Raw genomic sequence first — 26392 nt, forward strand, 5'->3', positions numbered from 1 at the left:
GCTCACTCCTCTTCCGACGCGCAATATCTGTCCCGCCCCGTATGCTTGGCGCGGTACAGCAGGGCGTCGGCGGCGCGGATCAGGGTGCTGGGGTCCATGCCTTCCGTGGGCATGACGCTGGCCATGCCCAGGCTGACGGTGACGTGCGGGCCGACGCTCGATTTGGCGTGGGGAATGTCCAGCGCGCGCACTTCGTCGAGGATGCGCTGGGCCACCACTTCGGCGCCGTCGCGCGTTTCCTGCGGCAGCAGGATGATGAATTCCTCGCCGCCATAGCGCGCCAGCAGGTCGGGCGGGCGCACGGCGCAGCGGCGCAGGGCGGCGCTCACCTGCTGCAGGCACAGGTCGCCCGCCTGATGGCCATACGTATCGTTGTAATCCTTGAAATGGTCGATATCGGCCATGATGATGGCCATCGGCACGCCGTCGCGCGCGCAGCGCCGCCATTCGCTGTCCATCGTGTCGTTGAAGCTGCGCCGGTTGGCCACGCCCGTGAGCGAATCCGTCAGCGACAGTTCGCGCATGGCGTCCGCCTGCCGCTTGATGGTCAGCTGGCTGCGCACGCGGGCGCGCACGACGGCCGCGTTGAACGGTTTCGTGATGAAATCGACGGCGCCCGCTTCCAGCGCCCGCGTCTCGTCCTCGGGCTGGTTCAGGGCCGTGACGAAGATGACGGGAATGGCGCTCAGCAGGGCCGATTCGCGCAGCGCGCTGCACACGGCATAGCCATCCATGCCGGGCATGACGGCGTCGAGCAGGATCAGGTCCGGCAGTTGATTATGCGCAATTTCCAGCGCCTTCACACCGCTCAGGGCGAACAGCACGTCGTGCTCCTCGCGCAGCAGCTGGTGCAGGATCTGGATGTTTTCCATGGCGTCATCGACGATGAGGATGCGCCCGTTCATGGCAAGGTTGGTCCAGCTCACTTGTTTTCCTCTCGTTTCAGCTGATCGAGCACGAGTTCTTCCGCCTCGGCAAAATTCAGCGTTTCAATCGCATGTGCCATCGCCAGCGCCGCTTCCCGGTCTGACTGTTGCAGGGCGGGGTGCAGCGCGTGAAATTGCGCCAGCGCTTTCAGGTTGTTGTTGCGGATCAAGACCAGCAATTCGGCCAGGCCGGCGTGCAGGTCGACGGGCCCGCTGCCGGGCGCGGCCGCCGCCGGCTGGCCGCGCCGCAGGGGCGAAGGCAGGGTGCGCGCCGCTTCGATGACTTCGGCCATCGCCTGTTCCAGGCGGCCCAGCATGGCGGCCGTGGCGTGCGATTGCCCCGTTTTCAGCGTTTTCTCCGTCTCGGCGGCCAGGCTGGCGATCTGCGTGGCGCCCAGGTTGGCCGCCACGCCGCACACGCGGTGCAACAGCTGCGCCGCCTGCTGCACCTGGCCGGCGGCCAGCAGGCGCCGCGTTTCCTCGACGGCGTCGCCTTGCGAATTCTCAAAGCGCTTGAGCAGGGCCAGGAAGGCGCCGTAGTCGCCGCCGAATCGGTGCAGGGCCGCCGCCAGGTCGATGCCGGGCACCGTGGCGGGCAAGTCCAGCGTCCGCGCGACGGCGTCGGCTGCCTGCACGGCACCGTCGCCGCCAGCCGGGGGCGACGGCACCAGCCGGGTCAGCGTCTGTATCATCTCGTCGACGTCGATGGGCTTGGCCACATGCGCATTCATGCCGCTGGCGATGGCGCGCAGGCGGTCTTCGTCCATGGCATTGGCCGTCATGGCGATGATGGGCAAGTCCGGCAAGCCCAGGGCGCGGATGGCCAGGGTGGCGTCGTAGCCGTTCATGACGGGCATCTGCAAATCCATCAGCAGCACGTCCCAGGCGTCCGGCGTGCTGGTGAGCAAGTCGACGGCCAGCCGGCCGTTGGCGGCCACGGTCACGCGCGCGCCCGAATGCAGCAGGATGTATTGCGCCACTTCCTGGTTGATTTCATTGTCTTCCACCAGCAGCACGCGCATGCCTGTGAGCAAACCCGACAAGGGCGTGGACACGGGCAGCGCCGAAGGCGTGCTGCGGCCTTCGCGCACGGCCGTCACGGCCGCCAGCAGGCGCGCCGGGGTGGCCGGCTTTGAAACGATGCCTGCCAACATTAGGCTGTCGGCCAGGCGTTCGAGGTTTTCGCTATCCTGGTCGGCCACCAGCATGATCACGGGCGGCAGTACCAGGCGTTCGTCGGCGCGCGCCTCGGTGAGCATGGAAATGCCATCCATGCCGGGCATGGCTGCGTCGAGCAGCACCAGGTCCGCCGCCGGCCCGCCGCTGCTGTGGGCGCGCAGCAGGGCCAGACCGGCCGCGCCGCTGTCGGCGCTGCGGCTGTGCCAGCCCTGCGCCGCGCACCACTCTTCCAGCATGGCGCGCACGCTGGCATTGTCGTCGATGATCAGCAGCGACTGGACCCTGGGCGCGCTCTTGCCGGGCGGCTCGGGCGGCGGCGCCACCTTGTCGAAGCGGCAGCGGAAGCGGAAGTCGGAGCCCTTGCCCAGCGTGCTTTTCACGCTGAGGGTGCCGCCCATCAATTCCACCATGCGCCGGCAGATGGCCAGCCCCAGTCCCGTGCCCCCATATTTGCGGCTGGTGCCGCTGTCGCCCTGGGAAAACGCGTCGAAGATGCGTTCCTGCTCGGCCGCGCCGATGCCGATGCCCGTGTCGCGCACGGAAAACTCGAGGGTGGCGCTGTCCGCATCCTCGGCCACCTTGTCGATCGACAGCACCACTTCGCCATGCGAGGTGAACTTGACAGCGTTGCCCATCAGGTTGATGAGGATTTGCTCCACGCGCAGGGCGTCGCCGATCAGTTCGTCCGGCACGCCGGGGGCGAGCACGAACACGGGCTCCACGCCGCGCGCCCAGGCGCTGCTGGCCAGCAACACGCCCACGCTGCCCAACATGCGCTCGAGCTGGAAGCGGCGCTGCTCCAGCACCATCTGTCCCGCCTCGATCTTGGAAAAATCGAGCACGTCATTGACGATATTGAGCAGCGACTGCGTCGCCATCTGGATCTTGCCTACATAGCTGCGCTCGCGCCTTTCCAGCGGCGACTCTTCCAGCAGGCGCGCCAGGCCGATAATGGCGTTCATCGGCGTGCGGATTTCATGGCTCATGTTGGCGACGAATTCGCTTTTCGCGACGCTGGCGGCCTCGGCCTTGTCGCGCGCGCGCACCATCTGCTCGTTGAGTTCATGCAGGCGCAATTCCGTGCGCTTGAGTTCGGAAACGTCCGAGGCCAGCACGAAGAAGCCGCGCACGCCGCCGCCGTCGTCGAAATCGGGGATGTAATTGGTCCACGTGTGGCACACCTGGCCGCCGGGATCGAGCAGGTCGCGCTCGAAGCTTTGCGGCCGGCCCGCCAGCACGCCCTCGACGTGGGGCGCATACACGTCGAACAGTTCCTGCCCCAGCAATTCGCTCATGTGGATGCCGGCCAGCTCGGCGCTGCTGCGGCCAAACCATTCGTTATAGAATTTATTTGCAAATCGGCAACGCAAATCGGCGCCCCAGTACGACACCATGCCGGGCAGGTTGTCGGTGACGGTGCGGATGAAGCGTTCGTTCTGTTCCAGGCGCCAGGTGGTGGCGTGCAGCACCTCGGTGGCGCGCTTGCGTTCCGTGATGTCGATCGATACCCCCAGCACATGGCTGGCGCGCCCCGCATCGTCGCGCAAGACCACCTTGCGCGTGGTGAAGTGGCGCGTGGTGCCGTCGGCCGTATTGATCGCTTCCTGTTCGATTTCCACCATCTGCCCCGTGGCCAGCAGCTTGCGGTCGGCGCTGACGAAGGAGGACGCCTGCTGCGGCGGGAAGAAATCGTGGTCCGTCTTGCCCAGCAACTGTTCGCGCGAGCGTCCCAGGGTCAGTTCCGCGTGGCGGTTGACCATTTCAAAGCTCAGCTTGTCGGCGCGCTTGACGAAGACCATGGCCGGGATGTTTTCGATAATGGTGCCAAACAGGTGTTTCGAGCGGCGAAATTCCGCTTCGCTGCGCTTGCGCTCGCTAATGTCCAGCCACAGGCCCGATACGCCCAGCAATTGCTGTTCCGGGCCGAAGATCGGGTGGTACGAGACGATCCAGTGACTCAATTGCTCGCGCTGCTGGCCGCTATGGCCCTTCAATTCGATGTCGACGATGGGCTGTCCCGTCCCGAGCACCTGGCGCACGCAGCGTTCCACCTCCGCCCGCACGGCGTCGTCGAACAGCATGGCGCCCACGGGACGGCCCAGGTGCTGCGCCACGCTGGCCCCGTTGATGGCGGCCAGGTAGTGGTTGATCATGACAATGCGCAAGTCCAGGTCCACGAACAGCATGCCGATCGGCGCCGTCGCGTACACGGTTTCCAGCAGGCGCGTGGACTTCCCCAGGGCCAGCGTGCGCTCGGCCACCAGGCTTTCGAGCTGCGTGCGGTGACGCCGCAGGTCGCGTTCCAGCGCGCCCAGGGCGCTGGCCATGTCGGCCGATTCGCGGTCCGCGTGCCGGTTCGAGAGCAGGGGTTTGCCTTGCGCCAGCGCATGGATCTGCTGCGTCAGTTCCTGCAGGGTGCTGGCCAGGCGGCCGCCCACGCGCCATGCCAGGGCGAAGCCGGCGCCCAGCAGCAGCGCCAGGATGAGGGAACCCGTGACTACCGAGCGCAGCAGGGCTTGCGCCACCGTGCTGGTGCGCATGGTGACGGCCACCGTCCAGGCGGCGTCCGGAGCGCGGCGAAAGCCCGTATACACGTCGATGCCTTCCAGCGTGGCATGGCGCAGCACGCCTTCGCGCGCCTGGCGTATCTGTTCCAGCAGGGGCGCCGCGCTGCGCTGGCCCACATAGCGCTGCGGCGCCAGCGTGCGCGCCACGTTGATGCCGTCGGCATTGATGATGGCCGCGCCCAGGTAGGCTGGCAGGTGCAGCTCGCGCAGCAGCACGGCCAAGTAGTCGGGCGGGTATAGGGCCGTCAGCACGTAGGCGCTACCCTGGCTGCGCGGCAAGGGCAGGTTCAGGGCCAGCTGCGGCAGGCTGTCGGGCGCCTTGGTCAGGCTGGTCAGCCGCGGCTTGCCGGAGTCGCGCGTGCGCTCCATGCTGGCGGCCCATTTTTGCGGCAGGGGAGGCGGCGCCTGGCTGGCGGGCAGGGTCGTATTGATCAGCTGGCGGCCCTTGGCGTCGGAGACGATGAAGGCGCTGACGGCCAGGCCAGGCTGCAGCAGGCCGGCGGCCAGGGCCCGCAGGGCGCCGATGTCGTCCGCTTGCAGGGCGGGCGAGCCGGCCAGGATGCGCGCGGCCATCTGGGCGCCGTTCAAGTCGCGTTCGACGGCGGCGGCCACCGCGCGCGCCGCCTGCGCCGTTTCGCTGACGACATGGTCGCGTTCGCGCGTGTAACTTTGCGCCACGAGCAGGAGAAACACGAGCGCCGTCGGAATGACCCAGGCGAGCACCAGCCATGAAATTCTTGAGCGTATCGAAGGCAAATCTTGCACCCGGAAAGCTCCCAGAATGGATGAGTCGACAGGCAGGCTCACGCTGGCGCTGGCTGACCTTGAATGAAAAGATGCTAGACGAAATTGATTCTTCTGACAAGCCTAGTTTCTGGAATGGAAAAAAGGTTGCGCAAGGCATACAGAGGAGGGGGGGACGCCCATCCCGCCATGGCGGCGGGAGGGCGGCGATGCTTATTGCACCACGGTCAGTACGTCGACATCGATTTCCGGGCTCTCCATGAAATCTTTCTCCACTTCGCCGCGGATTTCCACTTGGGTCTTGGCGTCGATCTTGCGGTTCATGAAGACCTTGTCGTCGATGTCCACGCGGATTTCCGCCGTGCCGTCGGAGAACGTGTATTTCTCCTTGCCCACTTTGCGCAGCAAATGGCCGCGCAGCACGACGGCCTGGTCGTCGACGGGGTTTTTCAGGATGGCGGCCACGCTGCTGGGTGCGGCCGGGCCGGCCGTCGGGCCCACGTATTGGGCGTGCGCGCTGCCGGCCAGCAAGGCGCAGGCGGCCAGGGAGACGATGAGTTTGCGGTGCAGTGGCATGGTATTCCTTTGATAGTGACTGACGGCTCAGAAGAAGACGGCGGTGCGGGGGATGATAGCACCGGCATTGCCATAGGGCATGTTCGCCCGGACGCTGCCCGTGCTGGCCACGCCATCGTCGAGTTTGCTGTCGATCTGTTCCGCGTAGCTTTCGGGCAAGTTGTCGAAACGGATGCCGTTGCCGGCGCGGCCGCCCACTTCGTCGTTGTACAGGTAGACGGCGCCGCCCTGGGCGCTGGTCATGAATTGCGAGGTGCCGTTGAACGAGCCGGTGATGAAGCCGCCCAGGGCCAGGTGCTGCGGCGCCAGGGTGAATTCGCGCGGCTGGCCGTCGCCGATCTGGCCGTCGCCATTGCCGTTGCCGGCCGAATTGGGCACGTGCAGGGTGCCCTGCAGGTCGTCGCCGGGCAGGGCGCGGAACTTGTCCTGGTAGGCGTTGACGGCGGCCGTCAGCGCATTCGATTGCTGGATGATGTTTTTCACCTTGGCGCTGTCGATCAAGCCTTGTCCCTTGAGCACGCCGCCGAGCAGCAAGCCGATGATGACCAGGACGATGGCGATTTCTACGAGCGTAAAGCCGTGCTGGCGGCGTGGGAGCATGGGATTTCCTTGGAAAAAAAGTGCGACAACTTGGGTTGGCAGTTTACTGCATTTGATGCCGGGCGCGCAGGGCAGGGTCATGGCGTGGCCTTTGCTTTCTTCTTGGCAAGTTCGTCGAGCCGGCGCGCGAGGAAGGCCAGTTCGTGCGGATCGCTGATCTGGCCGCTGGCGAGCAGGCCGCCGATCACCAGGCGGGCGCTGTCGAGCTGGTCCATGTCTTCCAGGATGAACGCTTCCATCTCGCGCACCCAGGATGGCACTTGCGGCCCCGTCGCCAGCCGCCGCAGTTCACGCGCATACGACAGGGCCAGCGGCAGGTCGTGCAGCTGGTGCTTCGCCACCAGCGCCGCCTGCGCCATGGCGGGCCAGCGGCGCTGCGGGTCGGCCGCGAAGCTGGCGGCGACAAAGGCCAGCATGCGCCGCACGCGCTGTGGGTCGGCCACGCCCGCGTACACTTCGCTGGCGGCCACCAGCGCATACTGGCTGCGCGGATCGAGCGTTTGCGCCGTTTCCAGCCAGCCGGCCAGGCGGTCATAGTCGAGCTGGCGCCACGGCAGGCTGACGCCGGCCTGGTCTTCGAACGACTGCAGGTACAGCAGCATGGCTTTCGACATGGCCAGCGGCTCGCCCAGGCTGGCCAGGCGCGCCACGCCAGCCGGCGGCGCGGCGGGCAGGGGCCGCGCCTGCGCCGGCGCTTGCTGCTGCGCCAGGCGCCAGCCCAGCTGCAGCAGCAGGCATGCCGCCAGCAGCCAGCACAGGGGGCGCGGTACGCTGCTCCAGGGGCGCTGGGCGGCGGCCATCAGATGTTCCTGCGGTAAAAGTCGCACAGCGCGCAGCTGGCCAGCAAGGCCACGTAGATGCCGGTTTGCGCCGCCACATTGGCCAGGGCTGGCCAGTCGCCGGTGGCGTACAGCAGCCATTCCGTGCGCGCAAAGGCGTCCAGGCGGGGCAGCAACAGGGCCAGCACGTCGATGGCGCCGGCCGTGGCCCGCTGCGCCAGCGAGTCGCCCGCCTGCGGGCCGTGCGCCAGCAGTTGCAGGCTGCCCAGCATGCGCGCCAGCACATAGAAACCGCTGGTCGCGGCAAGCGCCGGCAGGGCTTGCTGCAGGCTGGCCGCGCACAGCAGGCTGAAGGCGGCGACGATCCACAATTCCCCCAGCAGCGACAGCGCCCACAGCGCGCTTTGCGCGGGTGCGGCGAACAGGGTCATCAACAGGCCGAACAGCACGGCGGGCACGGCCGCCAGCGCCCCGTAGCCCAGCAGCTTGCCCAGCAGGTAGGCGGCGCGCGGCATGGGCAGCGCCAGCAGCAGTTCCAGGCCCCGGTCGGCCGCTTCGCGCGCCATGCTGGTGATGATGAAGGTGGCCAGCAGGAAGACGCCGGCCAGGCGCAAGGCGGCCGCCAGCAACGCCGCCTGCACGGCGCCGCTTTCCGTCAGCGCCAGTTGCTGCAGGAAGCCGGCCAGGGCGGCGGCGCCGCAGGCGGCCAGCAGGAACAGCCACGGCAGGCGGCTGCGCAGCGCTTCGAGCAAGGTGTAGCGGGCGATGGTGGCGGCGGGCGAGAGCATGGGCATCAGCGGGGCAGCCTTTGCGCGGCCACCATGCGGTTGAACAGGATGTTCGGCGACAGCCAGGCGACGATATCGTCGAACTCGCCGCCGGGCTGCTGCGGGCCGCTGGCGGCGCGGCTGATGACGGTGGTAGCGTTCGTAGCATTGTTGCGCTCGTCGACATTGTTACCGAAAGGCACAGCCTGGCGCTGGCCCTGCACGCCCGTGGCGCCGAAACCGTTCTTGCCGTGCGACATGATCATGGCTGGGATGTCGTTCAAGGCCGTCGCCTGCAGCAGCGCGCCGCCATTGCGCGTGACGATGCTGATGTCGCGCGGCGTCGACAGGCTGAAAAGCTGGCCGCTGTCGCTGAAGGCCGGCGTCACGCTGTAGCGGAACAGATTGTTCCAGCTGTCGCCCTGGCGCAGCCCCAGGGTGGCCCAGGGCAGGAAACCGGCGCGCTTTTCGCCCGTGCAGCGGGTGCCGCGCCGGTCTTCCAGGCCGCTCATGGCGGAGATGGCGGGACAGGGCAGGTAGCCGTAGCGCAGCGCGTAGCCCGTCAGCGCTTCCTTCGCTTCATTCAGCGCCTGTTGCGTCTCGGCCACCTTGCGCTGTTCCAGCTGCACCGTCAAGGGCGTGACCAGGCCGCCTATCATCAAGCCCACGATGACGAGCACGATGGCGATCTCGATCAGGGAAAAGCCGCCCTGGCGGCGCGATGGATGCGGGCGGGGGCTCATGGCAGGTTGCGCGCGGCGCGCATGCGTTGGTACAGGGTGGGCAAGGTAATCCAGGTGAGCATGTCGTCGAAGGCGCCGCCGGGCAGCGCGGCATTGTCGGTGGCTGGGCGGGCGATGAAACTGCGGCTGGCGCGGTCGTTGGCGGCTTCGTCGACATTGCCGCGTGCCGTATTGATCTGCGTCACGCCGCTGGCGGCCGTGCCGTAGTGGTCCTTGCCTTGCGAGAACAGCACGACGGGCAGGCATTCGACGCTGACGTCGCACAGTGCCTGGCCCGCGACGTAGGCGAATTCGCCGCGCGCGTCGCGCTCGAGCACGACCCGGTTGGCGACGGCGGAAAACGAGACGATGGGCGCGCGCGCCATTTCCGGCGTGACGCTGTAGCGCAGCAGCTTGCCCCAGGCGTCGCTGCCCGCCACGCCCAGCGCCACCCACGGCAGGAAGCCGCTGCAGGCGGCATCGTCGGCGCAGTCGGCGGCCCGTTCGCGCCCGTCGAGGGCGGAGGCGGCCGGACGGGGCAGGCGGCCATTGACCGCCGCAAAGCCCAGCAAGGCTTCGCGCGCCTGCGCCAGGGTGTCCAGCGTGCGCTGCTGGCGTTCGGCCTCGCCCGTCTTGCGGCCAAAGGCGCTGATCAGCAGGCTGGCCGCGCCCAGGCCCAGCACGGCCACCAGCAGCAACAGGGCGGCGCCGCGCTGGCGACGAGGTTGCCAACGAGCTTGCCGATGAGGTTGACAATGAGCTTGCCGTGGCGTCATGGCGGCGTCTCCTGCGCCTCGGTGACCGTGCCGCTGGCCGGGTCGTAGCGCTGGCCAGGTTTCAGCAGCACCGCCTGGCCATTCGACAGGCGCAGGGTCAGGGTGCCGGGCTTGTCGCGGGCAAGGCGGTTGTGCGGCTCGTTTTGCGCTTCCTGGTTCAGCCAGACGGTGGAGCGGCCGCTGCTGCGCTGCACCACGCCATTCAATTCCACGGGCGGCGCGGGCGGCGGCGGTGGCGGGGGCGTGGGGGCAGCCAGGGCGGGATCGGGTGGCGGCGGCCCGTAGCGCTGCGCATCGAGCTGGGCGCGCTGCTGGGGCGACAGGAACAAACGTCCCAGCGGCTGCGCCTGTGCCGTGAGCGCGGCGCCGGCCAGCAGCGCGCACAGGATGCGGGCGGACCTCATGGCCGCCCCGGCACGGGCACGCTGTTGACGGTCAGCCACAGCAGTTCGCATTCGGCGCCCAGGGTCGGCACCGCCTCGCCGCCGGCCGCGCCATGGCGCTTGAGCGTGCAATCCTGCACGGCGAAATAGCCGGCCTGGCGCAAATCGTCAAACAGGTTCAGCAAGTCCATTTCGTGCAGCAAATCCATCTGCAGGCGCATGCGGCTGCCGCGCAGGTGATATTGCCCCATCACCATGGGCAATGGCACGGGCAGCGCTTGCTGCGGGCTGATGTCATAGCTGATCGGCAGCAATTTGCGCTGTTCCTGGCTGCGGCGGATGGCGTCGATCCAGGCCAGGCGGTTTTCCTCGCCGATCAGGCCGCGCTGGCGCAGGGCCAAAAATTGCGGTTCGTAGGCGCGGATTTCCTGTTTTTCCGCTTCCGCGTGGTTGAACAGGGTGGCCGCCGCCGCGCGCGTGTGCTGGGCCAGGTATAGCTGTTGCGCTTCGCGCATGCGATAGGCGGCGGTCAGGCTCAGCAGCAGCAGGCTGGCCAGCAAGGTCAGCGCAAAGCACAGCAGGGCGGCGCGCACCAGGTGCAGTTCGCCCAGCCAGGCGGGCAGGGTGCGCATGGGCGTGCCTGCCCGCTGCATGCCGGGCAGGGGTGGCTGCTTCACGGGGCCGCTCATGGCTGCCACTCCAGCAAGAGGGTAAAGCGGGCCTGGCTGTCCTGCGCCGGCGCTGCGCTCTTGCCGGACAGGGCCGCGCTGGGACGCAGGTCGAGCGGCGTTTCCTCGATCGTCACCTGCATGCCCGGCTGGCGCGCCAGGGTTTGCGCGAAGGCCGTGATGGCGGCCAGGGCGGCGCGGTAGTCATTGTTCGGCATGGCTACGTCCGCTTCCAGGCGCAGCGCCTGCGGCGGCGCGACAGGGATGCCGGCCAGGGCGCTGTGGGGCGGCGCAGTCTGCTGCGGCGGCGGCTGGCCAGCGGCCGTGCGCGCGGGCGCCTGGCCCGCATGCCAGTGCAGCTGGCCCAGCGCGACCTGCGGCGCCTGGTCCAGCGCGGCGCTCAGCATGCCCAGCAGGCGGCCCGGCTCCGGCGCCTGGCTGGCGATCATCTGGCCCAGGGTGACGGCCACTTTCATGTTCTGCGTCTTGGCCGGCGCCGGCGGCTGGGTCGACATGACGCTGCGGTAGCGCTCCTGGTAGGACGCCGTTTCCTGCGCCAGCCGCTGCGTGCTGGCCCCGTCGGCGATGCCGCCAAGCAAATTGATCACGCACCACAGGGCGGCCGACGCGCCGATCAGGGCGCTGGCGCCGTACAGCGTCTTGCGCGCGCGCTGGAAGTGGTAATAGCGGGCCAGCGCGCCGGGCGGATAGTGGCTGGACGGCGGATGCTTGCCCAGCAAGGTCAGCAGCAATTCGTCGGCCAGCGCCGGCGTCTGGCGCAAGCCCACCCGTTCGCCGGCCAACTGCAGGTCGATGAAGTGGTAAGCCACTTCGACGCCGTTGTCGCACAGCAGTTCGAGCTTGGCGATCTGTGCGGCCGGCGCCAGGATGACGGTATTCAGGACGTCGCCGCGCGCCAGCATGCGCGTGCTGGTGAGAAATTGCCGTGTCTTTTCCGTTTCCAGCGCGATATTCACAGCCACGCCGTCGAGCGCGATGGTCGCCGTCTGGCGCGAAAAGCGCAGCTGGCCCTTTTCATAGTAACTTTGCCGCAAGCCGCCCGATTGCTGCGTCACCAGCAGCAAGTGTTCATGCGCGATCGACAACTTTTTGACCAGCGCGATACTGAGCAGGCTGGTCGAATAGATGCCGGCCACGGGCACGCGCAAGTGTTCGAGCGCCTCCGTCCACGGTTGCAGCAAGGTGGGATTGGTGAGGGCGAAAAACAGTACCTGGTCGTCGTGGCGTCCCGTGCTTTCGCGCCCCAGCAGGGTGCTGCCCCGGTAGGGCGTGTCGCGGTGTAATTGCTGCTTGCGCCGCTCCAGCAGGGCGCGGCCCGCCTTGCCGCGCACGTGGGGCACGAGCTGATGCTGGAAATCTTCCTCGATCAAGTCCGTCAGCAGGTAGGCGGGCACGTCGAGCCTGCGCTCCTGCGGATCTTCCAGCCACGCGGCGAAGCCGTCCAGCCCGGCCGCGCTGGCGGGGAAGGCCTGGCCGGGGCCCAGCACGCCGTGGTTCCAGTCGTAGGCGCACAGGGCGTCGCTGGTGAGGTAGAGTAATTGTTTGCGGAACACGGCGGCCTCAGGTTTTGATCGTGCTGATGGCGTCGTAGATCGGCCCCAGCACCGATAGCATGATCCAGCCCAGCAGCAGGCCCAGGATGACCGTCATGGCCGGTTCGATCATGGCTTGCACTTTTTCAATCAATTCCTTCACTTCCCGGTTATAAAAGTAACTGACATTGCGCAAGGCCGTGTCCAGCGAACCCGTGGACTCGCCCACCTTCAGCATGCGGATCACCAGCGGCGGGAAGATGCCCGTGTGCTGGAAGGCGGCGGTGACGCCGTAACCTTCGCTGATCAGCTGGGCGGCGCGGCGCAGGCCGGCCGCCACCACCTGGTTGCCGGCGATGCCCTCGGACAGGCGGATGCATTCGAGGATGGTGATGCCGGAGGCATACATCAGGGCAAAAAACGTGGCGAAGCGGGCCAGGATGATCTTGTGCAGCACGGGACCGATCAGCCACAACCGCAGTTTCAAGCCATCCCAGGCGTAGCGGGCCGCCCCGCTGCGGCGGATGAGCGTGCGCAAGCCGAAAAACAGCAGCACGGGCAGGGCCAGCAGCAGATACCAGTAATCGATGAAGACATTCGACACGGCAATGAGCACGCGCGTGTGCAGCGGCAATTCGCCGCCCATGTTGCGGATGAACGCCGTCAGCTGGGGCACCAGGTAAATCATCAGGAAAAACGTCACGGCCGCCACGACGATGGCGACGACGACGGGGTACATGACGATCTTGCGCGTCTGCGAGGCCAGCTCGTCCTGCCATTTCAGGCTTTCCGACAGGTTCTTGAAGACGTCGGCGATCCGGCCGCTCTGTTCTCCCGCCAGTATCAGGCTGGTGAACGTGGCGTCGAAGATGTCGCCATGCTGGGCCAGCGCGCCCGAGAGGGGCAGGCCGCCCTCGATGCTTTCGATCAGATCCGTGACGACTTCGCGCAGGCGCGGGTGGTCCGTGCTTTCGCGCAAGTCGTTCAAGCCTTCCAGGATGGGCACGCCCGCGCCCGTCAATTGCTCCATGTGGAAGCAGAAATTGATCAGGTCGCGGCGGTGGATGATGCGCTTGCCCAGCAGCACCAGGTACTGGCCCGTGATCTTGCAGTCGATCAAGTCGAGCTGCATGCGGTGCAGGCGCGCTTCCAGGTCCGGCACGTTGGCCGCCTCCATGCTGCCGGGAATCAGGGCGCCGGCCGCATCCATTGCGCGGTAGACATATTGCGCCATCAGGCCAACCTTTCCGTCAGGTCGACTACGCGGCCCACTTCTTCCAAGGTGGTGACGCCTTCCAGCACGCGGCGCATGCCGTCGTCGACGATGCCCTTGAAACCGGCCGCGCGCGTCGCGGCCTTGAGCTCGCGCAAACTGGCGCGGCGCGCCGTCAATTCATCGAGTTCGGCCGTCATCTTGAGGATTTCCATGATGGCCAGGCGGCCCTTGTAGCCCTGGTGCGCGCAGCGTTCGCAGCCGGCGGCGCGGCAGATGCTGACGGCGGGCGCCTCGGGTACAAGGCCCAGCAGGCGCCGTTCGATGGTATCGGCGATGACGGTTTCTTTGCAATGCGGACACAAACGCCGCACCAGGCGCTGCGCCACGATGCCGATGATGTTGCCGGCCATGATGTCGGGCAAGATGCCGATGTCGAGCAGGCGCGCCACGGAACCGATGGCCGAGCTCGTATGCAGGGTGGAATACACCTGGTGGCCCGTCATGGCGGCGGCAAACGCCATTTCCGCCGTTTCGCGGTCGCGGATCTCGCCCACGAGGATGATGTCGGGGTCTTGCCGCATCATCGAGCGGATGCCGTCGGCAAAGCCCAGCTTGACGGATTCGTTGACGGAGGTCTGGCGTATCATGTTCATCGGATACTCGACCGGGTCCTCCAGGGTCATGATGTTGACGCTTTCCGTATTGATATGGTTGAGTATCGAATACAGCGTGGTGGTCTTGCCGCTGCCCGTCGGGCCCGTCACGAGGATCACGCCGTCGGGGCGCGCGATCATGAGTTTCAACAAGTTCAATTCCGCCTCGGCCAGGCCCAGCGCGTCCAGCGGCACGATGCCCTTTTGCCGGTCCAGCACGCGCAGCACGACGTTTTCGCCATGCGTGGTGGGCTGCGCCGACGCGCGGAAGTCGATTTGCCGCCCGGAAAACTTGATGCTGATGCGCCCATCCTGCGGCGCGCGCGCCTCGGCGATATTCATGTTCGACATCACCTTCAGGCGCACGGCCATGGCCGGCCAGTACGATTTGTGCAGGCTGCGGATTTGCCGCAGGATGCCGTCGATACGGTAGCGGATGCGCAGGAACGACTGTTCCGGCTCGAAATGGATGTCCGAGGCGCCGTTCTGCACGGCATCGGCCAGCAGCGCATCGATCAGGCGCACCATGGGCTGGCTGTATTCGTCCGACGGCGAGGCCATGCTTTGATAGCTGACTTCGCCCGTCTCGATTTCGTGCAGGATGCCGTCGATCGACAGCTCGAAGCCATAGTACTGGTCGATGGCGCGCGAAATGTCCGATTCGTTGACGAGCACGGTGGAAATCGTGATGCCCTTGACCAGCATGGCGCTGATTTGATCGAGCGCAACGATGTTGCTCGTGTCGGCCATGGCCAGGATCAGGTTATCCGCCTGCCGCTCGTAGACGATGGGAAAGACGCGGTAGCGCTTGGCCACGTCCTTCGGGATCAATTTCAGGGCGATGGCGTCGACCACCAGGCTGGACAGGTCCGCGCTGACCTGTTTCAGGTTTTCGCTGAGCGCCTCGCGCACGGTGGCTTCCGTGACAAAACCCAGGGTGATCAGCAGCTTGCCCAGCGGTTCGCTGCTGCGCCGCTGTTCGATCAGGGCGATGCGCAACTGGTCTTCGCTGATCACGCCTTTCTGGATCAGCAGCTTGCCGAGGGGAAGTTTTGCCTGTTCTGCCATGTGATGCTTATTCCTGACGGGGGGTGATGATGGCCGGCTCGGCCGGGGCCGCAGGGGCAGCCAGTTCGCGCAAGCGCGTTTGCACGACGGCCTGGTCGAAGGCGGCGGGCGTCGTTTGCGCCAGGGTCAAGGCGCGCTGGTAATACGTGGCGGCCAGCCGGGGCTGGTTCAGCCGGTCCAGGCCCACGGCCAGGTTGAAGGCATAGTCGGGATTGCCTGGCGCGGCGCCGTAGGCGCGGAAAAATTGCTGCTGCGCTTCGTTCCAGCGGCGCTGCTTGGCGTACACATTGCCCAGTGCAAACAGCACGGGGGCGCTGTCGGGGTTGCGCGCCAGGATGGCTTTCAATTTTGCCTCGCTCTGCGCCACGTCGCCCTGGCGCAGCCCGATCAGGCCGGCCAGCGCCTCGCCATCGTCGGGATTGATTTCCAGCAAACGCACGTACAGGGCCGCCGCCTGCGCGCCCTGGTTTTCGCGCAGGGCTACGGCCGCCAGGCCCAGCAGCGCGTCGCGGTTGGTGGCATCCTGCCGCAGCACCGTTTCATATTGCTGACGAGCAAGACCCAACTGGCCCCCGTTGAAGGCTTGATAGGCTTGCTGCACGTCGGGGTTGATTTGCGGCGCGGCCACGCTGCGCTGCACCTGGATCTGGCTGTTGTCGGGCGCGGCCACCGGTGGCAGGCTGGGCGCTGCGGGCGGCGCCATGTGCGCCAGCTGCGCCGCTACGGCGGCCTGGGCCGCCGCCTGTATCATCGCCTGCTGGTCCTGTGCTGACTCTGGCTGGCGCGCGTCGCGCGGGGTGTCGGGCGGCAGCGCCGCGGGCGTCATGGCGTCCGGCGGCGCGGCACCCGTCGCCGGCACCACCACGACGGGGCCGGCGACGCCGGCCGTGCCAGGGGCATCCGTCAGCGGCATGGGCACGCCGGGCAAGTTGGCGCCCGCGCCGGGGCTGGTGCTGGCGCGCCAGTACCAGTACGCCATGGAGCCGACCACCAGCAGCAGGATCGCCAGCAGCACGGCCAGGCGCACGGTGACCGGGTCGACGCTGATGGGGCCCGTGGGGCCTTTCGGCGGCGGATTGCTGCGGCTGGCGCGTGGCCGGGCGGGCGGCGCTTCCGGACGGGCGCGCGGCGGCTCGGGCGGCGGGCCTGACTGCGCGCCTTGCTGTGACCCTGGCTGTGGCTCAGGCTGGGAGGCACTCTGTGCCGGCTGCGGCGCGGGCGCGTCCGTCAGCGGCTCCAGGCGCAAGGTGCTTGCCGGCTGCACGGGCGCTGGCGCCGGTGCGGGACGGGGCGGCAGGGCGTCGGCCGGCGCCAGTTCCAGCACCTGGTCGTAGGCTTCGGACGGCTTTTCCAGTTCTTCGTCGGAAAGGCTGTTCTGCTTGGCGCGCTCGGCTTTCTTGAGCGCCTGCATCAGCAAGCTCATGGGAAGTCTCCCTGCAAGCGCGCCTGCGGCCGGATGGGCGCCGCTGGCGGGCCATCCGTGTAGGGCTGGGTGTTGAGCGGCGCCTGGCCGGGCAGCAGGTAGCGGTAATCGCGGTAATCGCCCTCGACACTGGCATCCTTGACGACGACGGGGCGCATGAAGATCACCAGCTCCGTCTTGCTGCTTGCCTCATTGCGGTAGGTAAACAGATTGCCCACCAAGGGCAGGCTGGACAGGCCCGGCACGCCATCCTTGGCATTGTCGATGGAGTCTTGCATCAGGCCGCCCATCACGGCGATCTGGCCATTGCCCACTTTCATGATCGATTCCAGCTCGCGCGCCTGGATCACGGGCACCCGGCTTTGCACGTTGGCCGTGGCCAGGGCCGGATTCGGGTCTTGCACGTAGCCGACGATGCGCGTGATGGTGGGGCGCACGTTGAGGGTCACTTCATCGCTGTCGGAAATCTGCGGCGTGACGCTCATGACGAAGCCGACGGGCACCGTTTCCAGCTTCGATTCATAGGTGGCCGGCGTGGTGATGGTGCCCGTCGAGCTGATCACGGCGGGCGTCACCTTGATGGTAAAGAAGACATTGTTGTCGACCACCTTCAGCATGGCCGTCTGGTTGTTCAGCACGCTGATCTTCGGACTGGACAGCACTTTCACCTTGCCGAACGATTCGAGCAGCTGGATGGTGGTGGAAAAGCTGTCTTTCAAATAATTGAGCAGGAAGATGCCGGGCGTGGCGTTCGGCGTGACGCCGCTGGACAGGCCCGCCGTGCCCACTTGTCCCTGGCGCAATTGCAGGCTGCCCGTCAGGCGCGACCAGTTGATGCCTTGCTGGTATTCATTGCTCAGGCGCACCTCGATGATGGTTGCCTCGATCAGCACTTGCCGCTTGGCGCTGTGCAATACCGCGTCGAGGAATTCGGCGATCTTTTCATGCTGGCGGCCCGTGGCGCGCACGGCGATCAGGCCGCCCTCGACGTTGACGACGACGGACGAGGGGCTGCCCTTGTTGGCCAGTTTGAGCAGCGGCATGCCGTTCGCGTCCAGCGGCTGGCCGGGAGCTGCATTCTGGCCGGGCGCCTGCTGTCCCGGCACATTCTGGTTCCCGTTCGGGTTGCCATACTGCATCGGCGGCTGGGCGCCGTACTGGCCCGCCGCACCGGCGGCAGGGTAGGCGCCGGCCTGGTTCTGCTGCTGTCCCTGCTGTCCCTGCTGGCCGGGCATGCTCGTCAATTGCTGGTTCAGCTGCGCCAGCGGGTCCACCTGCACGTCGTTGAGCGTGGTCTCGCGCAGCAGGTCGCGGATATTCTTTTCCAGGCTGTACCAGAAATTATTTTCCGAACGATTCACGACGAGGGTGGTCGAATTGTTATTGCCGTTGCCGCCGCTGCCTTGCGTGCTGCCCACGGGGTTGCTGGCGTTGTTCGACCCGCCGCCCGCCGTGGAGATTTGCGTGGCGATATTCACGCTGCTGTTGGTGCTGCGCGCCATGTTGACGTAATCGACCTTGTAAGTGCGCCAGACGGGCGCGTCGGGCAGCACCGTCAGGTTCTTGCCATCGATTTCGTAGCGCATATCGACTTGCTTGCCGATACGCGCCAGCAATTGCGGCAGGGTCTGGTTCAGAGCATTCAGGGTGACGCTGCCTTCGATCTGCGGGTGGATGTCGATATTCATGCCCGCGTCGCGCGCCAGCGCAAACAGCAGCGATTGCACAGGCACCTTGTGCACGGTGACGCTGTAGGTTTCCACCTTGGGCGCGGGCAGGGGCGCGGCCAGCGCGCTGCTTTGCTGCACCGGTTCGGGAATGACGCCGGCGGCGACGGGCGCGGCATTGAGGTGGGCCGGCGACAGCGGCGTTTGATGCGTGGCGCAGCCGGCCAGCATGGTGCTGCAGGCGAGGGCGACCCAAGAGGTCAGCACAGGAATAGGGTGTTGAGTCATGAAAAGTTCGCCCTTGAAGTCGTGTTGTGCTTTTGTAATTTTACCCAGCATGATCGCTTAAAAGCAATCGGCTGTGCAGGCTTGGGAGGCAATATGCTGAAATAAAGTCAGGGGGCGCCACGCCCCGGTTTTTCCGGTGCCAGGGCTTTTATTTCTGTGCGGATACTGTCTATGTCGCTCAGCAATATTTTCTGCGGCGACGCCGGGGCCAGCCTGGCCCACACGGCTTCGGCGCTGGCCTGGTCGGCAAAGCTGCCATAGACGATGAGCAGGCGCGCGGCGGAGGTCGCGGGCGGCGTATTTGCGGGCGCGGACGCGGTTGCGGGCATGGCGCCAGGCAGGCGAAACACGTGGAGGTCGTGCAGGCCGGTGGCTTGCTGCGCCTGCCGCAGGAAGGTTTCCGCCGCAACTGTCTCGGTGGCGGGCAGGCTGGCGATGTGCAGCACCAGTTGCTTCGGCCCTTGTCGCGCCAGCCAGTCGCGCGATTCGGCCAGCTTGCTGTCGAGCAGCGTTGACGGGGCGGGCTGCGGTGCGCGCATAAGCGCTGCCTTGAGCGTCTCTGGGGCCGCGTCGGCGGGCGCGGCGGAGCGTGCCTGGGAGGCCTGGCTTGCCGGCGTCGCCATGCTGGCTGTCGCCGCTGTCGGATCCTCGCTGCCCGCCCGCCATTGCCACAGCAGAGCAAAGGCCAGCAGCAGCATCAGCGCGCTCAAGGCGCCTGCCAGCAGCTTGCCCGCATGCCAGGGCGGGCGGTAAAAGGGGCTGTCGGCGATGGCCAGGCGCACGTGGCGCGCGCTGATTTCCTGCGCATCGTCCGCAAACGCGGCCAGCAAGGCTTTGTCGGCCAGGATATTGATCCTGCGCACGATGCCCTGCGCCGCGCGCGCCAGCCGGCGCCGCGCGGCCGGCGTGAAAACGAGCGGCGCCGTGCGGCCGGCGGCGGCCAGGCGGCATGCCAGATAGTCGTCCAGCAAGGCTGGCGGCAGCCTCGGCACGCTGAAACTGTGGGTGATGCGTTCCTTCAACTGGCGGAACTGGGGCAAGTCCAGGGTGTCCTGCAATTCCGGCTGGCCAAACAGGACGATCTGCAGCAGCTTGTGGCTGGCCGTCTCCAGGTTCGTCAGCAGGCGCAGCGCTTCCAGGGTGGCGCCCGGCATCGCTTGTGCTTCTTCGGCCAGCAACACCACCTGGCGTCCCGCCGCATGCCTGGCGATCAGCTCGCCGTGCAGGGCGCGCAGGACGGCGTCGGCGCGGCAGCCATCCAGTTCCAGACCCAGTTCGGCGGCGATGGCGTGCAGGACTTCGTCCGGTTCCAGGCGGGGATTGAGCAGGTACAGCACGTCGACCCGGGGCGGCAGGCGCTCGGCCAGCATGCGGCACAGCATGGTCTTGCCGCTGCCCACTTCGCCCGTCAGCTTGATGATGCCTTCGCCTTGCGTGACGGCATACAGCAGCGCAGCGAGCAGCTCGCCCCGCGTATTGCCCGTATAAAAGAAGGCCGGATCCGGCGTGATGCCGAACGGCGCCGTGCGCAAGCCGAAATGGCGCAGATACATGCCGTGCGGCGAGGGCGCATACGGCCGTCCGGGCGGCGTGGAGGGCGGGACGTGCGTGTCGGCGTTCATGCCGCGATGCAATTGAGGAAAGCCTGTTCCAGGCTGGCGTCTTGCGCGCCGCCGTGACGCGCGCGGCATTCGGCGGGCGTGCCCGTAAACACGATGCGGCCCCCATGCAGGATGGCCATGCGGTCGCACAATTCTTCCACGTCGGCCAGCGCATGCGAGGTGAGCAGGGCGCCGCGGCCTTGCGCGCGCGCTTGCCGCAAGACTTGCTTGAATTGCGCGCGCGCCTTCGGGTCGAGTCCGCTCATCGGTTCATCTAGCAACAGTTGCGGCTTGCCCGATAGCAAGCATGCGGCCAGCCCCAGTTTCTGCATCATGCCTTTCGAATACTCGCGCGCGGGGCGCAGCAGGGCGTCCGGCGCCAGGTCCAGCGCGTCCAGGGTTTGCTGCAGCGCTTGCGCATCGGGGCGCACCTTGTGCAGGCGCGCCAGGTAGCGCAGGAAGTCGCCGCCCGTCAGGTAATACGGCGCCTGGAAGCGCTCCGGCAGAAACGACAGGGGCTGGCGCGCCGCGCCATGCCGGTGCGGCTGGCCGAAGATGGCGATCTCGCCCCGCTCCGGCGTACAGAAGTCCAGCAGGCATTTCAGCAGGGAAGTCTTGCCCGCGCCATTCACGCCAACCAGACCGAACAGTTCTCCCGCGCGCACCTGCAGGTCGACGCCGCGCAGCACGATGCTGCCCGCCAGCTGCAGATGCACGTTGTGGAACTCGATGGCGCAGGCGTTCATAGTGGCAATGGTCGGCAGGCAAGACGGGGTACGACCGCCATTATTGTCATGGGTGCCGGCGGGCGGCAAGTGTTTACTTGCTGAGTGTTGAAATGCGCAAAAATCAAATGATGGAATGTATTTTCTTTAAGAAACAACAGGTTCTGGAATAAAATACCCCCGCGCGCCGCTGGCGTGCATCGTCTGATGAATCTGTCGAGGAGCAAGCATGGCAAGGCCAGAGAAAGTCCGGCTCGGTGAAATTTTGGTGCAGCAGAAATTGCTGACGGAAGAACAGTTGGGCCAGGCCTTGACGGAACAGAAGCGTTCGGGACGCAAGCTGGGCCGCGTTTTTGTCGAGCACGGTTTCGTCACGGAAGAGCAGATTTCGGGCGCCCTGGCGCGCCAGCTCGACATTCCCTATATCAATCTGAAGTTTTTCAACATCAATCCCGAACTGGTGCGGCTGCTGCCGGAAACCCAGGCGCGGCGCTTCCGCGCGCTGGTGCTGGAAGACCGCCGCGAGGGCTTGCTGGTCGGCATGTCCGATCCCACGGACCTGTTCGCGTACGATGAAATCTCGCGCCTGGTCAAGCGCCATATCGAACTGGCCGTCGTCAATGAGACGGAAGTGCTGGCCGCCATCGACCGCATCTACCGCCGCACGGAAGACATTTCCACCCTGACGCGCGAGCTGGAGCAGGACCTGGGCGACGTTTCCGTCGACTTCGGCGCGCTGGCCGCCAATCCTGGCCTGGAAGAGGCGCCCATCGTCAAGCTGCTGCAATCCGTGTTCGAGGATGCCACCCAGGTGCGCGCCTCGGACATCCACATCGAGCCGCAGGAAGGCCGGCTGCAGATCCGCTTCCGCATCGACGGCGTGCTGCACCTGCAGACGGAAGCGGACAGCAAGATCGCCAGTTCGCTGGCGCTGCGCCTGAAACTGATGTCGGACCTCGATATTTCCGAGAAACGCCTGCCGCAGGATGGCCGCTTCGCCATCCGCGTGAAAAACCAGCGCATCGACGTGCGTATTTCCACCATGCCGACGCAGTACGGCGAATCGGTGGTGATGCGCTTGTTGAACCAGGGCGGCACGACCTTGCGCCTGGACGCCATCGGCATGCCGCCCGCGCTGGTGGCGCAATTTCGCGCCATCGTCAGCCGCCCGAACGGCCTCGTGCTGGTGACGGGGCCGACCGGCAGCGGCAAGACGACGACCTTGTACTGCGCCTTGTCCGAACTCAACTCCGTGGAAAAAAAGCTCATCACGGTGGAAGACCCCGTCGAGTACCGCTTGCCGGGCATTAACCAGGTGCAAGTAAACGACAAGATCGAGCTGAATTTCGCCAGGGTGCTGCGCTCGGCCCTGCGGCAAGATCCCGACATCGTGCTGGTGGGCGAGATGCGCGACCAGGAAACGGCGCAAATCGGCTTGCGCGCCGCCATGACGGGTCACTTGGTGCTGTCGACCCTGCATACCAACGACGCCATCAGCACGCCGCTGCGCCTGATGGACATGGGCGTGCCCCGCTACATGGTGGGCAGCTCGCTGCAAGCCGTGCTGGCGCAGCGCCTGGTGCGCGTGATTTGCGAAAGCTGCAGCACGCCATACGCGCCCACGCCGAACGAATACGAATGGCTGCGCCTGGAACTGGGCGAGCTGGTCGAACGCAACCAGTATTTCCACGGCAAGGGCTGTTCGCATTGCAACGGCATGGGCTACCGGGGCCGCACGGGCGTGTACGAATTGCTGGAAATCACGCGCGCCGTGGCCGATGCCGCCAACCATGCCGATCCGTCCCACTTCATGAAGGTGGCGACGGCGCAGATGGCGGGCGAAACCCTGCGCCGCCACGCCGTGCAGCTGGTGGTCCAGGGCCGCACGACGGTGATGGAAGCGATGCGCATCAGCAACCAGAGCGAGGATTGAGGTGCCGTTTTTCTCCTACAAGGCGCGCAGCGCCAGCGGCGAACTGTTGACCGGCGTCATGGAAGGTGCCGACAGCGGCGCCGTGGCCGACCAATTGATGGCGGGCGGCAGCACGCCCGTCGACATCAGCGCCACGAAACAGACGGTGACGAAGGCGGGCGCCAACCAACTGGGCTGGTGGGACAAGCTGACCGAGAAAAAGGTCACGCCCATGGACGTGCAATTGTTCAGCCGCCAGCTGTACACCCTGCTCAAGGCGGGCGTGCCCATCATGCGCGGCCTGGCCGGCTTGCAGGAGTCGGCCATCAGTCCCGCATTCGGGCGCATCATCAAGGATGTGCGCGAATCGCTCGACGCGGGCCGCGAACTGTCGGCCGCCATGGCGCGCCATCCCGCCATCTTCACGCCGTTCTACCTGTCGATGGTGCGCGTGGGTGAAATGACGGGGCGCCTCGATGAAGTGTTTTTGCGCCTGTTCGACCACCTGGAATTCGACCGCGACATGCGCGCGCGCGTGAAAACGGCGACGCGCTACCCGACCTTCGTCGTCTTCGCCATGCTGGCCGCCATGATCGTGGTGAATATCTTCGTCATTCCCCAGTTCGAGAAGGTGTTCGCCAGCTTCCATGCAGAACTGCCCCTGATGACGCGCATCCTGATCGGTATCTCGCGCTTTACGGTGACGTACTGGCCCATCCTGCTGATGCTGGGCGTGGGCGGCTTTTTCGGCTGGCGCGCCTGGCTGCGCACGAAAGAGGGTTTATATAAGTGGGATCGCGCCAAGCTGCGCCTGCCGATCGCCGGCAAGATCATCCTGAAAGGCACGATGGCCCGCTTCGCGCGTAGCTTCGCCCTGTCGAGTACGAGCGGCGTGCCCATCGTGCAGGCGCTGACGGTGGTGTCGCAAACGGTCGACAACACCTATCTGAGCGCGCGCGTGGAGCAGATGCGCGACGGCGTCGAGCGGGGAGAAAGCATCTTGCGCACCTCGGTCGCGGCCGGCGTGTTTACGCCCGTGGTGCTGCAGATGATCGCCGTGGGCGAGGAATCCGGTTCGCTCGACGACCTGATGGACGAGATCGCGGACATGTACGAGCGCGAAGTCGATTACGAGCTGAAAACCCTGTCGGCGCAGATCGAGCCGATTTTGATCGTCTTCCTCGGCGCCATGGTGCTGGTGCTGGCGCTGGGCATCTTCCTGCCGATCTGGGACCTGGGCCGGGCGGCCCTGCACTGATGGCAAAACCGTTCCGCCAGCGCGGTTTCACCCTGTTCGAGCTGGCGGTGGTGGCGGGCGTGTTCGCCATCCTGACGGCCGTGTTCCTGAACCGCGTCGGCTATTACCAGCGACAGGCGCAGCAGGTGGCCGTGGCGCAGATGCTGGGCGTGCTGCGCACCAGCTTGCGGGTGCAGGTGCTGCACCTGTACCTGGCGGATCGGCGCGACCAGTTGCCGGCGCTGGCGCGGCAAAACCCGTTCGACTGGCTGATGGATAAGCCGGCCAACTACCTGGGCGAGTTCGCGCAGCCGGAGCTTGAAAAATTACCTGCGGGGAATTGGCTGTACGATAAAAAAGAACAAAAAATCATCTATTTGTTTAGTAATGGCAATATTTTTCCCAGTAAAAGGGTTGATTTAGTGAAATTTAAGGTAACCTTGCCACGTGCGGATGCCGATCTTGACAAGCTCGCCCAGGAACCCGATATCGTGGTGTGGCAATCGCCGGACCCGGCGGCAAACTGACGCGCTTCCTGGTCCGGTGCAGCGACGGTGTCATGGCGTTGGTTTTGAAGTTTTTTTATTTGATTTTGGAGAAAGCAAGAATGAACAAGTCTTTACGTAGTATGAAAAGCGGCGCCCAGGCAGGTTTTACCCTGATCGAATTGATCGTCGTCATCGTGATCCTCGGCATCCTGGCCGCCACGGCGATTCCTAAATTCATCGACATGTCGACCGAGGCGCGCGTGGCCAAGATGCAGGCGGCGGCGGGTGCCTTGAAGTCTGGTTCGGCCCTGTTCCACGCACAATGGTTGGTCAAGGGTTCGCCTGCGGACAGCGTTGCCATCACCATGGAAGGCACGGACGTCAAGGGCGTCAGCGGCTATCCGTCTATCGCTTCGCCTGGCATCGCCGCGGCGGCAGGTGGTCTGCTTGACTACGATACCACCACCACTGCTGCAACGGCGACCGTGTTGACTGTATTGCCTGACAGTAAACATCCAAATTGCAAGGTGACCTATACGGCTGCCGTGGCTGCCGCAGGCACCACACCGATCCAGCCGCCGGTGGTTGACGCGACGGCCCTGGGCACGCCGGCCAACTGCAGTTAATACAGGCGTGCAGATGCCGTGCCGGCAAACCGGCACGGCCGCGCCATGTTTCCGCCCGCCCAACGCCAGGCTATGCCGGTTGGGCTTTTTTACGGGTATCTCCATTGTCCTTGCCATCGATCATCTTGCCGCAACGTCTGGCGCTACCGCGGGCTAGGCTGCAGTGCCGCCCACGCGGCTTCACCTTGATCGAGCTGGTGGCCGTGCTGGTGCTGGCGGGTTTGCTGGCGACCTTTGCCGTCAACCGGTTTTTCCAGCGCGACACTTTTGACGCGCGCGGTTTTGCCGACCAGGTGACGAATATCGTGCGCTACGGGCAAAAACTTGCGGTGGCGCAAAACCGTGCCGTGTTTGTGCGCATCGATGCCAACAGCGTGGCCCTGTGCTTCGATGCCGTTTGCAGCGCTGACCAGAAAGTGGTGCCGCCCGCGGGCAAGAACAGCGGCAGCAAGGAGACGCAGCAGTATTGCCTGGGGAGCAATTGGCTGTGCGAAGGCCGTCCGTCCGGCGTCAAGCTGTCCACCGATGTGACAGGCGAGCCCAGTTTTTATTTCGACGCGCTGGGCAAACCATATGCGCAGAACGATGTGTTCCCGGCGCCATCGGCTTTCCCGGCGCGGCTGAACATCAGCATCCTGGGTGACGGCACGGAGCGCGTCGTCACGGTCGAGGGGGAGACCGGCTATGTCCATTAGCCAGCGGCGCCAGCGTGAACGCGGCGTGACCCTGATCGAGCTGGTGCTGTTCATCGTCATCGTCGGCCTGGCCTCGGCCGCCATCCTGGGCGTGATGAGCCTGACGACGCAACACAGCGCCGATCCGCAGCTGCGCAAGCAGGCGCTGGCGATTGCCGAAGGCATGCTGGAAGAAATCCAGCTGGCGCGGTTTACCTATTGCGATCCGCAAGACCCGGCCGCGGAAACGGCGACCAGCCCGGCCGGCTGCGCCATCCCGGAAGGGCCGGGGGAAGAGGCGAACGGCGCGGGGAGGCCGTTCGACAACGTCAACGATTACGTGAGCGCGTATGGCACGGCCAAGGAGTACACGACGGATGCCCAGGGTAATGCCTGGGCTGCCAGCCCCACCCAGAATTACACTGCCTTGGTGACGATCACCGAGCAAGCACTGAACAACCTGCCTGCGACGGAAAGCCTGCATATCCAGGTGGTCGTGCCGTATGCCGACCAGCAGATCGTGCTCGACGGCTATCGCGTGCGCTATGCGCCGAATAGTATCCCATGAGTATCC

Annotated in this window: 23 protein-coding genes; 6 read left to right on the plus strand and 17 right to left on the minus strand. The window is 65.9% G+C overall.

Going from position 1 to position 26392, the window contains the following annotated elements:
* Positions 1 to 2: 2 nt before the first annotated feature.
* From O3298_RS09390 to O3298_RS09470, 17 genes are all read right to left on the minus strand, one after another.
* Positions 3 to 926 (minus strand): diguanylate cyclase domain-containing protein, encoded by a 924-nt coding sequence (locus O3298_RS09390; RefSeq protein ID WP_099667505.1) that lies wholly within the window; start codon positions 924 to 926, stop codon positions 3 to 5.
* The gene (locus O3298_RS09395) at positions 923 to 5395 is read right to left on the minus strand and encodes a PAS domain-containing protein (RefSeq protein ID WP_305059106.1); all 4473 of its coding nucleotides are present in this window, start codon (positions 5393 to 5395) and stop codon (positions 923 to 925) included. The genes O3298_RS09390 and O3298_RS09395 overlap by 4 nt, the downstream gene beginning before the upstream one ends.
* A gap of 234 nt (positions 5396 to 5629) precedes the next feature.
* Positions 5630 to 5992 (minus strand): YgiW/YdeI family stress tolerance OB fold protein, encoded by a 363-nt coding sequence (locus tag O3298_RS09400; RefSeq protein WP_305059107.1) that lies wholly within the window; start codon positions 5990 to 5992, stop codon positions 5630 to 5632.
* Positions 5993 to 6019: 27 nt separating this feature from the next.
* On the minus strand, positions 6020 to 6592 hold the full coding sequence (locus O3298_RS09405) for a prepilin-type N-terminal cleavage/methylation domain-containing protein (protein ID WP_289897521.1): 573 nt from the start codon (positions 6590 to 6592) through the stop codon (positions 6020 to 6022).
* A 77-nt stretch (positions 6593 to 6669) separates the two neighbouring features.
* Positions 6670 to 7392 carry a hypothetical protein gene (locus O3298_RS09410; protein ID WP_305059108.1) on the minus strand — a complete coding sequence of 241 codons (723 nt, stop codon included), beginning with the start codon at positions 7390 to 7392 and terminating at the stop codon, positions 6670 to 6672.
* Positions 7392 to 8165: an ABC transporter permease subunit gene (locus O3298_RS09415; RefSeq protein ID WP_305059109.1), complete on the minus strand. Its 774-nt coding sequence runs from the start codon at positions 8163 to 8165 to the stop codon at positions 7392 to 7394. Before O3298_RS09415 ends, O3298_RS09410 begins: the two co-directional genes overlap by 1 nt.
* Positions 8165 to 8881, minus strand: coding sequence for a type II secretion system protein (locus O3298_RS09420; RefSeq protein WP_289910495.1), 717 nt, complete (start codon positions 8879 to 8881; stop codon positions 8165 to 8167). Before O3298_RS09420 ends, O3298_RS09415 begins: the two co-directional genes overlap by 1 nt.
* The gene (locus O3298_RS09425; RefSeq protein ID WP_289910494.1) at positions 8878 to 9636 is read right to left on the minus strand and encodes a hypothetical protein; all 759 of its coding nucleotides are present in this window, start codon (positions 9634 to 9636) and stop codon (positions 8878 to 8880) included. The genes O3298_RS09420 and O3298_RS09425 overlap by 4 nt, the downstream gene beginning before the upstream one ends.
* Positions 9633 to 10040 carry a hypothetical protein gene (locus tag O3298_RS09430; protein WP_289910493.1) on the minus strand — a complete coding sequence of 136 codons (408 nt, stop codon included), beginning with the start codon at positions 10038 to 10040 and terminating at the stop codon, positions 9633 to 9635. Before O3298_RS09430 ends, O3298_RS09425 begins: the two co-directional genes overlap by 4 nt.
* Complete coding sequence (locus O3298_RS09435; protein WP_251348301.1) at positions 10037 to 10708, minus strand: hypothetical protein; 672 nt, start codon at positions 10706 to 10708, stop codon at positions 10037 to 10039. The genes O3298_RS09430 and O3298_RS09435 overlap by 4 nt, the downstream gene beginning before the upstream one ends.
* Positions 10705 to 12261: a hypothetical protein gene (locus O3298_RS09440; RefSeq protein WP_289910492.1), complete on the minus strand. Its 1557-nt coding sequence runs from the start codon at positions 12259 to 12261 to the stop codon at positions 10705 to 10707. Before O3298_RS09440 ends, O3298_RS09435 begins: the two co-directional genes overlap by 4 nt.
* 7 nt (positions 12262 to 12268) lie before the next feature.
* Positions 12269 to 13474: a type II secretion system F family protein gene (locus O3298_RS09445; RefSeq protein WP_289910491.1), complete on the minus strand. Its 1206-nt coding sequence runs from the start codon at positions 13472 to 13474 to the stop codon at positions 12269 to 12271.
* The gene (locus O3298_RS09450; RefSeq protein WP_305059110.1) at positions 13474 to 15177 is read right to left on the minus strand and encodes a GspE/PulE family protein; all 1704 of its coding nucleotides are present in this window, start codon (positions 15175 to 15177) and stop codon (positions 13474 to 13476) included. The genes O3298_RS09445 and O3298_RS09450 overlap by 1 nt, the downstream gene beginning before the upstream one ends.
* A 7-nt stretch (positions 15178 to 15184) precedes the next feature.
* Complete coding sequence (locus O3298_RS09455) at positions 15185 to 16600, minus strand: tetratricopeptide repeat protein (protein ID WP_305059111.1); 1416 nt, start codon at positions 16598 to 16600, stop codon at positions 15185 to 15187.
* Positions 16597 to 18555 (minus strand): pilus (MSHA type) biogenesis protein MshL, encoded by a 1959-nt coding sequence (gene mshL, locus O3298_RS09460; protein WP_305059112.1) that lies wholly within the window; start codon positions 18553 to 18555, stop codon positions 16597 to 16599. Before mshL ends, O3298_RS09455 begins: the two co-directional genes overlap by 4 nt.
* Before the next feature lie 107 nt (positions 18556 to 18662).
* The gene (locus O3298_RS09465; protein ID WP_305059113.1) at positions 18663 to 20177 is read right to left on the minus strand and encodes an ExeA family protein; all 1515 of its coding nucleotides are present in this window, start codon (positions 20175 to 20177) and stop codon (positions 18663 to 18665) included.
* Positions 20174 to 20902, minus strand: a complete 729-nt coding sequence (locus O3298_RS09470; RefSeq protein ID WP_289910486.1) for an ABC transporter ATP-binding protein — start codon at positions 20900 to 20902, stop codon at positions 20174 to 20176. Before O3298_RS09470 ends, O3298_RS09465 begins: the two co-directional genes overlap by 4 nt.
* A gap of 208 nt (positions 20903 to 21110) precedes the next feature.
* Here O3298_RS09470 and O3298_RS09475 point away from each other — a divergent pair, with 208 nt between their 5' ends.
* From O3298_RS09475 to O3298_RS09500, 6 genes are all read left to right on the plus strand, one after another.
* Complete coding sequence (locus O3298_RS09475; RefSeq protein ID WP_034781098.1) at positions 21111 to 22814, plus strand: GspE/PulE family protein; 1704 nt, start codon at positions 21111 to 21113, stop codon at positions 22812 to 22814.
* 1 nt (position 22815) lies between these two features.
* Positions 22816 to 24051, plus strand: a complete 1236-nt coding sequence (locus O3298_RS09480) for a type II secretion system F family protein (RefSeq protein WP_289904674.1) — start codon at positions 22816 to 22818, stop codon at positions 24049 to 24051.
* On the plus strand, positions 24051 to 24557 hold the full coding sequence (locus tag O3298_RS09485) for a type II secretion system protein (protein ID WP_305059114.1): 507 nt from the start codon (positions 24051 to 24053) through the stop codon (positions 24555 to 24557). Before O3298_RS09480 ends, O3298_RS09485 begins: the two co-directional genes overlap by 1 nt.
* The gene (locus O3298_RS09490; protein WP_305059115.1) at positions 24527 to 25144 is read left to right on the plus strand and encodes a type II secretion system protein; all 618 of its coding nucleotides are present in this window, start codon (positions 24527 to 24529) and stop codon (positions 25142 to 25144) included. The genes O3298_RS09485 and O3298_RS09490 overlap by 31 nt, the downstream gene beginning before the upstream one ends.
* Before the next feature lie 125 nt (positions 25145 to 25269).
* Positions 25270 to 25839 (plus strand): type II secretion system protein, encoded by a 570-nt coding sequence (locus O3298_RS09495; RefSeq protein WP_305059862.1) that lies wholly within the window; start codon positions 25270 to 25272, stop codon positions 25837 to 25839.
* Positions 25829 to 26386, plus strand: a complete 558-nt coding sequence (locus O3298_RS09500) for a type II secretion system protein (protein ID WP_289904679.1) — start codon at positions 25829 to 25831, stop codon at positions 26384 to 26386. The genes O3298_RS09495 and O3298_RS09500 overlap by 11 nt, the downstream gene beginning before the upstream one ends.
* The last annotated feature ends 6 nt before the right edge of the window (positions 26387 to 26392 follow it).

It is taken from the genome of Janthinobacterium sp. SUN137 (assembly GCF_030587265.1).
Taxonomy (GTDB): domain Bacteria; phylum Pseudomonadota; class Gammaproteobacteria; order Burkholderiales; family Burkholderiaceae_D; genus Janthinobacterium; species Janthinobacterium kumbetense.

What these genes read in the sequence shown, in the direction of transcription:
- O3298_RS09400 (WP_305059107.1), bottom strand. Translation starts at nt 5,992, where the DNA reads ATGCCACTGCACCGCAAACTCATCGTCTCCCTGGCCGCCTGCGCCTTG.
- O3298_RS09405 (WP_289897521.1), bottom strand. Translation starts at nt 6,592, where the DNA reads ATGCTCCCACGCCGCCAGCACGGCTTTACGCTCGTAGAAATCGCCATC.
- O3298_RS09410 (WP_305059108.1), bottom strand. Translation starts at nt 7,392, where the DNA reads ATGGCCGCCGCCCAGCGCCCCTGGAGCAGCGTACCGCGCCCCCTGTGC.
- O3298_RS09415 (WP_305059109.1), bottom strand. Translation starts at nt 8,165, where the DNA reads ATGCCCATGCTCTCGCCCGCCGCCACCATCGCCCGCTACACCTTGCTC.
- O3298_RS09420 (WP_289910495.1), bottom strand. Translation starts at nt 8,881, where the DNA reads ATGAGCCCCCGCCCGCATCCATCGCGCCGCCAGGGCGGCTTTTCCCTG.
- O3298_RS09425 (WP_289910494.1), bottom strand. Translation starts at nt 9,636, where the DNA reads ATGACGCCACGGCAAGCTCATTGTCAACCTCATCGGCAAGCTCGTTGG.
- O3298_RS09430 (WP_289910493.1), bottom strand. Translation starts at nt 10,040, where the DNA reads ATGAGGTCCGCCCGCATCCTGTGCGCGCTGCTGGCCGGCGCCGCGCTC.
- O3298_RS09435 (WP_251348301.1), bottom strand. Translation starts at nt 10,708, where the DNA reads ATGAGCGGCCCCGTGAAGCAGCCACCCCTGCCCGGCATGCAGCGGGCA.
- O3298_RS09445 (WP_289910491.1), bottom strand. Translation starts at nt 13,474, where the DNA reads ATGGCGCAATATGTCTACCGCGCAATGGATGCGGCCGGCGCCCTGATT.
- O3298_RS09450 (WP_305059110.1), bottom strand. Translation starts at nt 15,177, where the DNA reads ATGGCAGAACAGGCAAAACTTCCCCTCGGCAAGCTGCTGATCCAGAAA.
- O3298_RS09455 (WP_305059111.1), bottom strand. Translation starts at nt 16,600, where the DNA reads ATGAGCTTGCTGATGCAGGCGCTCAAGAAAGCCGAGCGCGCCAAGCAG.
- mshL (WP_305059112.1), bottom strand. Translation starts at nt 18,555, where the DNA reads ATGACTCAACACCCTATTCCTGTGCTGACCTCTTGGGTCGCCCTCGCC.
- O3298_RS09465 (WP_305059113.1), bottom strand. Translation starts at nt 20,177, where the DNA reads ATGAACGCCGACACGCACGTCCCGCCCTCCACGCCGCCCGGACGGCCG.
- O3298_RS09470 (WP_289910486.1), bottom strand. Translation starts at nt 20,902, where the DNA reads ATGAACGCCTGCGCCATCGAGTTCCACAACGTGCATCTGCAGCTGGCG.
- O3298_RS09475 (WP_034781098.1), top strand. Translation starts at nt 21,111, where the DNA reads ATGGCAAGGCCAGAGAAAGTCCGGCTCGGTGAAATTTTGGTGCAGCAG.
- O3298_RS09485 (WP_305059114.1), top strand. Translation starts at nt 24,051, where the DNA reads ATGGCAAAACCGTTCCGCCAGCGCGGTTTCACCCTGTTCGAGCTGGCG.
- O3298_RS09500 (WP_289904679.1), top strand. Translation starts at nt 25,829, where the DNA reads ATGTCCATTAGCCAGCGGCGCCAGCGTGAACGCGGCGTGACCCTGATC.